This is a genomic window from Phenylobacterium sp. (assembly GCF_020402505.1).
Lineage (GTDB): Bacteria > Pseudomonadota > Alphaproteobacteria > Caulobacterales > Caulobacteraceae > Phenylobacterium.
In genome coordinates this window covers 1-2,690 of record NZ_JADBZL010000041.1, presented here as the reverse complement: position 1 = coordinate 2,690, position 2,690 = coordinate 1, and the positions used below count along the sequence as shown (strand labels likewise).

The following is a 2,690-nucleotide window of genomic DNA, read 5'->3' as shown; positions in this document are numbered from 1 at the left end:
GGGCTGGGCGCCGACCTGGATGCTGGGGCGGCGGCTGTCCGGGAAGCGGCTGGGGGTCATCGGCATGGGCCGGATCGGCCAGGCGGTGGCGCGCCGGGCCCGCGCCTTCGGCATGCAGATCCACTACCACAACCGCGCGCCGGTCAGTCCGCGGATCGCCGAGGAGCTCGAGGCCACCTACTGGGAGAGCCTCGACCAAATGCTGGCCCGGATGGACATCATCTCGGTCAACTGCCCGCACACGCCGGCCACCTATCACCTGTTGTCGGCGCGGCGACTGAAGCTGATGCCGGCCCACGCCATCCTGGTGAACACCGCCCGCGGCGAGATCATCGACGAGTCGGCCCTGGCGGACCTTCTGGCCTCGGGCGGCATCGCCGGAGCGGGACTCGACGTTTTCGAATTCGAGCCGGCTGTGAACCCCAAACTGCTGGGCCTGAACAATGCTGTGCTCCTGCCGCACCTGGGCTCCGCCACCGTCGAGGCGCGCACGGAGATGGGCGAGAAGGTCCTGATCAACATCCGCACCTGGATGGACGGGCACCGCCCGCCGGACCGGGTGCTGCCCTCCATGCTCTGAAGGCCCGCCGGGTTGAACCCCTGGCGGCATCGCCTACCTCCCCCCGGGGAGTCCCTTGACCCCTCCGCCGGGCGGCGCCACGCCGCCGGGTTCCAGACCGAAGGATCGGAGACCCCCCTTGGCCGCCCCTGACGCCCTTCCTCCTGCGCCGCGGCGCTCCCTGCTGGACCTCGTCGAGCGTATCGGCAACCGGCTCCCGGAACCGGTGATGATCTTCGTCTGGCTGATCGGCGGTCTCTTCATCCTGTCGACAATCGGGGCGACCCTAGGCTGGACGGCCTCCCTGCCCTTTCGCGGCGAAACCCCCCCGACCTGGGGCGAGCTGGAAGGCGGGCGGCTGATCTTTCGGGCCGAGAGCCTCCTGTCGGAGGACAATCTGGAGAGGCTGTTCACCGAGACGGCCAAGACCCTGACGGGGTTCGCCCCCCTCGGCGTGGCCCTGACCGTCATGTACGGCGCCGCCGTCGCCGAGCGCTCGGGCTTCTTCAGCGCCCTGATCCGGGCCAGCCTCCGGGGCGCCGACCGCCGGTGGCTGACCCCGATTGTGGCCCTGATCGGCATGGTCTCGCACCATGCCTCGGACGCCGCCTACCTGGTCTTCATCCCGCTGGCCGCCCTGCTCTACGCCGCCGTGGGACGCCACCCCCTGGCCGGCCTGGCCGCCGCCTTCGCGGCGGTCTCCGGAGGCTTTGCCGGCAACATCACGCCGGGCCAGATCGATATCGTCCTGTTCAGCTTCACTCAGGAGGCGGCGCGCATCATCGACCCCGCCTGGACCTTCAACCCCCTGGGGAACTGGTGGTTCATCCTGGCTATCGTCGGGGTGTTCACTCCGCTGATCTGGTTCGTCACTGACCGGATCATCGAGCCCCGCCTCGGGCCCTGGCGCGGCGAGCCGGACGCCGACCTCACCGCAGAACTGGCCCGGTCGGCGCCCAACGAGGCCGAGCGGCGGGGCCTGCGCCGGGCCGGGCTCGCCGCCCTCGTCGTGGTGTCGGGCTTCACCATTCTGGCCCTCTGGCCGGGTTTCACGCCCCTGATCGACGAGACCAAGTCCGGACCCGCGGCGCTCCAGCCCTTCTACACCGCCCTGATCGCGGGGTTCCTGGTGCTCTTCCTCGCCACGGGCGTGGCCTTCGGGACCGCGACCGGGGTCGTCCGGTCGCACCGGGAGGTCTTTTCCATGATGACCGAGGGGATCCGGGACATGGCGCCCTACCTGGTCTTCGCCTTCTTCGCCGCCCACTTCGTCGCCATGTTCAACTGGTCCCGGCTGGGCCCCATCGCCGCCATCAACGGGGCGCACGTCCTGGAGACCCTGGACCTGCCGGCGCCCGCCCTGCTCCTGGGGGTGCTGGGCTTTTCTTCCGGCCTCGACCTCTTCATCGGCTCGGCCACGGCCAAGTGGAGCGCCTTGGCGCCCGTCGTGGTGCCCATGTTCATGCTGCTGGGCATCAGCCCGGAGATGACCACGGCGGCCTACCGCATGGGGGACAGCTTCACCAACATCATGACGCCCCTGATGGCCTACTTCCCGCTGATTCTCGGATTCTGCCGGCGCTGGGACGCCTCCATGGGCGTCGGCTCGCTCCTGGCGCTCATGCTCCCCTACGCCCTGGCCTTCATGGCGGCCGGCGCCCTGATGACGGGACTCTGGGTGGTCTTCGACTGGCCCCTCGGGCCGGGAGCCCAGGTCAGTTACACGCCGCCGGTCTGATCGCCGCCGCAGGAGGGGCAGTGGGGGTCCGGCGCGACCCTCACGGTTCGGGTCACGGCCGAGAGGGCGTCATAGACGAGCAGCCGGCCGGCGAGGCTTTCGCCGGCGCCGGCGACCAGCTTGATCGCCTCCAGGGCCATCATGGCGCCGATGACGCCGGCCAGGGCCCCGATTACGCCCACCGCCTGGCAGGTCTCGACCTCCGGCGGAATCTCCGGGACCAGGCAGCGATAGCAGGGCCGGCCGGTGAAGACGCCCACCTGACCCGTCCACCGGCCGATGGCCCCGGAGACGAGGGGGGTCCCGGTCGCCGTGCAGGCGTCGCTCACCGCCAGCCGGGTGGCGAAATCATCGGTGCCGTCGAGGACCAGGTCAAAGCCCTCGATCAGGTCG

3 protein-coding genes are annotated in these 2,690 nt (G+C 70.4%); 2 read left to right on the top strand and 1 reads right to left on the bottom strand.

The window, feature by feature from the left end; translation table 11 throughout:
- Both IM632_RS03520 and IM632_RS03515 read left to right on the top strand, forming a co-directional pair.
- On the top strand, positions 1 to 580 hold a 580-nt coding region (locus IM632_RS03520; RefSeq protein WP_296524993.1), incomplete at its 5' end, for an NAD(P)-dependent oxidoreductase.
- A 118-nt stretch (positions 581 to 698) separates the two neighbouring features.
- Positions 699 to 2,297, top strand: coding sequence for an AbgT family transporter (locus IM632_RS03515; protein ID WP_296521096.1), 1,599 nt, complete (start codon positions 699 to 701; stop codon positions 2,295 to 2,297).
- On the opposite strand, the gene IM632_RS03510 is transcribed toward IM632_RS03515, so the two are convergent.
- Positions 2,279 to 2,690 (bottom strand): ThiF family adenylyltransferase (locus IM632_RS03510; protein ID WP_296552013.1); only part of this gene is annotated, 412 nt, incomplete at its 5' end. The two genes, IM632_RS03515 and IM632_RS03510, sit on opposite strands and share 19 nt — an antisense overlap.